Origin of the sequence: Aquabacterium sp. UBA2148 (assembly GCF_002328915.1) — a bacterium.
Classification (GTDB): domain Bacteria; phylum Pseudomonadota; class Gammaproteobacteria; order Burkholderiales; family Burkholderiaceae_C; genus Aquabacterium; species Aquabacterium parvum.
Genome location: NZ_DCXA01000160.1, coordinates 1 through 6,421 on the forward strand (window position 1 = coordinate 1; position 6,421 = coordinate 6,421).

The 6,421-nt window shown below is 63.4% G+C and carries 3 protein-coding genes and 1 pseudogene; 3 read left to right on the top strand and 1 reads right to left on the bottom strand.

Translation table 11 applies throughout. The features are described from left to right. Positions 1–60 precede the first annotated feature (60 nt). The 3 genes from B2W70_RS08805 to B2W70_RS08815 are packed head-to-tail and all read left to right on the top strand — an operon-like array spanning position 61 to position 6,183. Positions 61–1,356 (top strand): TolC family protein, encoded by a 1,296-nt coding sequence (locus tag B2W70_RS08805; RefSeq protein ID WP_286744917.1) that lies wholly within the window; start codon positions 61–63, stop codon positions 1,354–1,356. Between the two features lie 13 nt (positions 1,357–1,369). Continuing rightward, positions 1,370–3,040, top strand: coding sequence for an efflux RND transporter periplasmic adaptor subunit (locus B2W70_RS08810; protein WP_286744912.1), 1,671 nt, complete (start codon positions 1,370–1,372; stop codon positions 3,038–3,040). Next, positions 3,037–6,183: an efflux RND transporter permease subunit gene (locus tag B2W70_RS08815; protein ID WP_286744914.1), complete on the top strand. Its 3,147-nt coding sequence runs from the start codon at positions 3,037–3,039 to the stop codon at positions 6,181–6,183. The genes B2W70_RS08810 and B2W70_RS08815 overlap by 4 nt, the downstream gene beginning before the upstream one ends. 22 nt (positions 6,184–6,205) lie before the next feature. On the opposite strand, the pseudogene B2W70_RS08820 reads toward B2W70_RS08815, so the two are convergent. Beyond that, positions 6,206–6,421, bottom strand: a pseudogene (locus B2W70_RS08820) (hypothetical protein); the annotation flags it as partial.

Consider the following 6,421-nt stretch of genomic DNA (forward strand, 5'->3'; position numbering starts at 1 on the left):
CTTTTTTCGCTCCTGTCACGCAGGGGCATGCAACTGGTCGATCTCGGCCATCCCATTTGCATGCGCGTGCTCACGCGCATTCGCACGCGCTTCCAAGGTGTCGCCGTTCTGGTGGCCCTCAGCCTCGCATCCTTCCACGCCCATGCCGGGGATGTCCTGACGTTTGAACAGGCTCTCAGGCTGTCCCAGGCACGCTCACAACAACTGGTGGCCCAGAACCACGCCACGGCGGCTGCCCGCGACATGGCGGTTTCAGCCGCTCAGCAACCTGATCCCGTCCTCAAACTGGGCATCAACAACTTGCCCATCAGCGGGCCTGATCGCTTCAGCGTCACCCGCGATTTCATGACCATGCGCTCGGTGGGCCTCATGCAGGAGTTCACCCGTCAAGACAAACGCCTTGCACGGTCCATGCGCTTTGAGCGGGAAGCCCAGGCCAGCGAGGCCAGCCGGGCCCAGGCGCTGGCTCAATTGCAACGTGACACGGCCATGGCCTGGCTGGATCTCTACTACCAGGAACGCATGCTGGCCCTGGTCAAGGCCCAGCGCGATGAAATCCGCCTGCAAGTGGAGGCGACTGAGGTCGCCTATCGAGGGGGCAGAGGATCGCAAACTGAAGTGCTCGCTGCCCGCGCAGCGCTTGCTCAGGTGGATGACCGCATCGACCAGGCCATGCGTGAAGTGAGCACAGCGCAGACCGCGCTGCGCCGGTGGACAGGTCGTGCAGCCGACACGCCCCTGGGCGATGCGCCCGACACCCGCCATGTTCCCTCGCACCTGAACGATCTGGAAAGCACCCTGACCGCGCACCCTGACATCACCGTCCTGATCCGGCAGGAAGAGATGGCCCAGGCCGACGCAGACCTGGCCCGAGCCAACAAACAAGCCGACTGGGGTGTGGAGCTGATGCTCAGTCAACGTGGGCCCGGCTATTCCAAGATGGCCTCTGTCAATGTCTCTGTTCCCTTGCAATGGGATCAAAAGAGCCGTCAAGACCGCGACCTGGCTGCCAAGTTGGCCACCGTTGAGCAGATGCGCGCCCAGCGCGAAGAAGCCACACGGGAGCACCTTTCCCAGGTCACGGCGATGCTCCAGACTTGGCAGAGCAGCCGGGATCGACTGCGTCGCTACGACAGCGTCTTGATCCCCCTGGCAGCCGAGCGAACCCAGGCCGCTTTGACCGCCTACCGAGGCGGGAGCGGCACGCTGGCCTCCGTGCTGGAGGCTCGCCGCATGGCCTTGGACACCCAGATGGACCGGCTTCGACTCGACATGGAAGTAGCTCGCATCTGGGCGCAGCTCAACTACCTGATTCCGGTGGAACACGACTTGACCATGCCCGTTCTTGACCGCTGACACGGAGCCTCACATGAAACTCAATAATCTGGTGATCGCCATGATTGCCGCCACAGCACTGAGTGCCGCCTCGTATGGCCTGTACGCGTTGGGCATGCAAAGAGGCATGGGCATGAGCGCCGACGCAGATCAGCACCCCGCTCAGCCCGCCGCTGAAGCAAACGCCACCCAAGCCCTGCCGCAAAGCGTGGCCGAGGGTGAAGACGCCACCCGGCGCCACATCGCCGATGGCCTCAAGGCTGGCGACATGGACCCAGTCACCGGCAAGAAGATCTTGTACTACCACGACCCCATGGTGCCGGGCAACAAGTTTGACAAGCCCGCGAAGTCGCCATTCATGGACATGATGCTGGTGCCCGTCTACGCAGACAGCGATGGCGACCAGGGCAAGGTCACTGTGAGCCCACGCATCCAGCAGAACCTGGGCGTGCGCACCGCAGAGGTCACCGAGGGTGTGCTGTCACCCCAAGTTTCTGCCGTGGGCAGCATCGCCTACAACGAACGCGACCAGGTTGTCCTGCAAGCGCGGGCGGCAGGGTTTGTCGAGAGGCTGCATGTGCGCGCCACGTTGGATGCGGTCAAACAAGGTCAACCCCTGGCCGATCTCTACGTGCCGGACTGGGTGGCGGCACAAGAAGAGTTCTTGTCTGTTCGCCGCATGCAGGGCCACGACCTGGGCAGCTTGGTCGATGGCGCTCGCCAGCGCATGCGTCAGGTCGGCATGAGCGAGGATCAGATCAAGCGCGTCGAGCAAACCGGCAAGACCCAGCCGCGCATCACTTTGGCGGCACCCATCAACGGCGTGCTCAGTGAGTTGATGGTGCGCGAAGGCATGTCCGTCATGCCAGGGGCCACCTTGTTGCGCATCAACGGCGTGTCCACGGTTTGGGCCAACGCCGAAGTGCCGGAGAGTCAGGTCGCACAACTGCGCCCAGGCACCAAGGTACAGGCGCGCAGCCCGGCTGTGCCTGGCACTTCCTTTGAAGGCACGGTTCAGGCTCTGGTGCCAGAGGTCAACCCTGGCACCCGCACCCTCAAGGCCCGCGTTCAATTGAACAACCCAGGCATGCACCTCGTGCCTGGCATGAGCGTGACCATGCAGTTCATGGACATGCGTGCTGAGAAGGCCTTGTTGATCCCCACTGAGGCCGTCATCCAGACAGGCAAACGCACCGTGGTGATGCTGGCCGAAGACAAAGGGCGGTTCCGCCCGGTCGAGATCGAGGCAGGCATCGAGAGCGATGGGCAAACCGAGGTCAAGCGCGGCCTGGATGTGGGCCAGCGTGTGGTGGTGTCATCGCAGTTCCTGATCGATTCCGAAGCCAGCCTCAAGGGTGTTGAGGCGCGGCTCAATGGCGCACCGGCACCGACCATGGACAACACCGCGCCCAGACACGAAGGTCAGGGCAAGGTGGAAGCCCTGGCAGACGAGGCCATCACCTTGTCGCACGGGCCGATTGCCTCACTCAAGTGGGGCTCTATGACGATGGATTTCAAGGTGCCGCTCAAGGGCGGGCTGCCCCGCCATCTGGAGGTGGGTGACCCGGTGAGCTTTGAGTTCTACATGGATGCCGACGGCATGCCGCAGTTGACCCGACTGTCGCACCTGGCACCCGAGCCCCAGCCTGCGCCCGAGGTGCCCCATCACACCCATGGCCCGGCCAAGCAAGGGAGCAAGCCATGATCGCCCGCCTGATCCGTTGGTCCATCACCAATCGCTTTCTGGTGCTGCTGGCCACCTTGATGCTCAGTGCATGGGGGGTGTATTCGGTTGCGAGAACGCCGCTGGACGCCTTGCCCGACCTGTCTGATGTGCAAGTCATCATCCGCACGACCTACCCAGGCCAGGCGCCGCGCATCGTCGAGAACCAGGTCACCTACCCGCTGACCACGACCATGCTGTCGGTGCCTGGCGCCAAGACGGTGCGGGGGTACTCTTTCTTCGGCGACTCGTATGTCTACGTGCTGTTCGAGGACGGCACCGATCTGTACTGGGCCCGCTCGCGTGTGCTGGAGTACCTGAACCAGGTTCAGTCGCGTTTGCCTGCCAGCGCCAAGGCGTCGCTGGGGCCCGACGCCACGGGCGTGGGCTGGATTTACCAATACGCCCTGGTGGACCGTGGAGGCACACAGGATGCGGGTCAGTTGCGTGCCTTGCAGGACTGGTTCCTAAAGTACGAACTCAAGACCGTGCCCAATGTGGCGGAAGTGGCCTCGGTGGGCGGCATGGTGCGCCAGTACCAAGTGGTGCTGGACCCCGACAAACTGGCCACCTACGGCATCCCGCACACCCAGGTGGTTGAGGCCATCCAGAAGGCCAACCAGGAAGCGGGCGGTTCAGTGCTGGAGTTGGGCGAGGCCGAGTACATGGTGCGCGCCTCGGGCTACTTGCAATCGCTGGACGATTTCCGACAAGTGCCCCTGATGACCACCGACGCAGGCGTGTCAGTGCGCTTAGGGGATGTGGCCCGCATCCAGATGGGGCCGGAGATGCGCCGGGGCATTGGCGAGTTGGACGGTGAGGGGGAAGCCGCTGGCGGCGTGATCGTGATGCGCTCAGGCAAAAACGCATTGGAGACGATTGCTGCGGTGAAGGCCAAGCTCAAGACCCTGCAAGCCAGCTTGCCCAAAGGGGTGGAGATCGTGCCGGTGTACGACCGATCCACCCTCATCGAGCGCGCGGTGGAGAACCTCTCTCACAAGCTGCTCGAAGAGTTCGCCGTGGTGGCCGTGGTGTGCTTTGTCTTTTTGTTTCACCTGCGCTCGGCCCTGGTGGCCATCATCTCGCTGCCCCTGGGCATCCTGGCGGCTTTCATCGTCATGCACCACCAAGGGGTGAACGCCAACATCATGTCGCTGGGTGGCATCGCCATTGCCATTGGCGCCATGGTGGACGCAGCCGTTGTGATGATCGAGAACGCACACAAGCATCTGGAACATTGGGAGCAGGCCCACCCCGATCAAACGCTGGAAGGTGCCGAGCGCTGGAAGGTCATCGGCGACTCGGCGGCCGAGGTCGGGCCCGCGCTGTTTTTCTCGCTGTTGATCATCACGCTGTCCTTTGTGCCGGTGTTCACGCTGGAGGCGCAAGAGGGGCGGCTGTTCTCGCCGCTGGCCTTCACCAAGACCTACGCCATGGCGGCGGCAGCGGGCTTGTCGGTCACGCTGGTCCCCGTGCTGATGGGTTACCTGATCCGTGGCCGCATCCCCAGCGAGCAGAGCAACCCGCTCAACCGATTCCTGATTGCCATCTACCGCCCGTTGCTCAATGCGGTCTTGCAAGGCCCCAAGCGCACGCTGGCTGTGGCCGCCGTGTTGCTGTTGCTCAGCTTGTGGCCCTTGCAGCACATTGGCGGCGAGTTCATGCCCAAACTAGACGAGGGCGACCTGCTCTACATGCCCACGGCCCTGCCGGGCTTGTCCGCAGGCAAGGCCGCCGAGCTGCTTCAGCAGACCGACCGTTTGATCAAGACCGTGCCCGAGGTGGCCAGCGTCTACGGCAAGGCAGGCCGCGCCGAAACCGCGACCGACCCGGCACCCATGGAGATGTTCGAGACCACCATCCAATTCAAACCCAAAGACCAATGGCGCCCGGGCATGACGCAAGACAGGCTGGTTGAAGAGCTGGACCGCATTGTCAAGGTGCCCGGCCTGGCCAACATCTGGGTGCCTCCCATCCGCAACCGCATCGACATGCTGGCCACCGGCATCAAGAGCCCCGTGGGCGTCAAGGTGGCGGGCACCGACCTGGCCACCATCGACCGACTCACGGGTGAGATCGAGCGGGCGCTCAAGGATGTGCCCGGTGTCAGCAGCGCCTTGGCCGAACGCCTGACAGGTGGCCGGTATGTGGACGTCAACATCCGCCGCGATGCCGCCGCGCGCTTTGGCATGAACATCGCCGATGTGCAGTCGGTTATCAGCTCGGCAGTGGGCGGCGAGAACATCGGCGAGACGGTGGAAGGTTTGCAGCGCTTCCCGATCAACCTGCGCTACCCACGCGAAACACGTGATTCGCTGGAAAAACTGCGCACCTTGCCCATCGTGAACGAGCGCGGGCAGCGCCTGGTCTTGTCCGACGTGGCCGACATCCGCGTAACCGATGGCCCACCCATGCTGCGCAGCGAGAACGCCCGCCTGTCTGGCTGGGTGTATGTGGACATCCGGGGGCGAGACCTGCGCTCAGCGGTGCAGGACATGCAAAAGGCTGTCGCGGCCAAGGTCAAACTGCCGCCTGGCTACTCGGTGTCCTGGTCAGGCCAGTTCGAGTTCCTGGAGCGGGCCACGGCCAAGCTCAAGGTGGTGGTGCCCTTCACGCTGCTGATCATCTTCGTGTTGCTGTACCTGACATTCGGCGCGTTTGACGAAGCCTTGCTGATCATGGCCACGCTGCCCTTTGCCCTGGTGGGCGGCATCTGGTTGCTCTACCTGTTGGGTTACAACCTGTCGGTGGCCGGGGCAGTCGGGTTCATTGCATTGGCTGGCGTGTCCGCCGAGTTCGGCGTGATCATGCTGCTCTACCTCAAGCAGGCTTGGGGTGAGCGCATCGACAAGGGCCAGGTCAGTGTCGATGACCTGCTGGACGCCATCCGTGACGGTGCCGTGCTGCGCGTGCGCCCCAAGGCCATGACGGTGGCAGTGATTCTGGCGGGTTTGCTGCCGATCATGTGGGGGGCAGGCACGGGCTCCGAGGTCATGCAGCGCATCGCCGCGCCCATGGTTGGGGGGATGATCACGGCGCCGCTGCTGTCGATGTTCGTGATCCCGGCGGCGTATCTGCTCATGCGTCGCAGGGGTATGCCGCCAGGGAGTGTTTTCCAAAAATGACAATGGTATTTGCGCCCCGTCGTCAGCGAGCGGGGTACAGATGCGGATTCACCTCGCGAGGGGTCATGCCGTTTTCCAGCAAGGGCGCATCACCCATGCGGATCGCTTTGGCCAATTCTGATTGCACCTCCGCTCGCGTTTTGCCCGCAGGTGTGGCGCGAGCCGGGTAGGCCGAGGGATTCACCTCCCTCGGCGTTTGCCCATTCTCAAATAGGGGGTAGTCACCCATGCGCTTGGC

What these genes read in the sequence shown, in the direction of transcription:
- B2W70_RS08815 (WP_286744914.1), top strand. Translation starts at nt 3,037, where the DNA reads ATGATCGCCCGCCTGATCCGTTGGTCCATCACCAATCGCTTTCTGGTG.
- B2W70_RS08810 (WP_286744912.1), top strand. Translation starts at nt 1,370, where the DNA reads ATGAAACTCAATAATCTGGTGATCGCCATGATTGCCGCCACAGCACTG.
- B2W70_RS08805 (WP_286744917.1), top strand. Translation starts at nt 61, where the DNA reads ATGCGCGTGCTCACGCGCATTCGCACGCGCTTCCAAGGTGTCGCCGTT.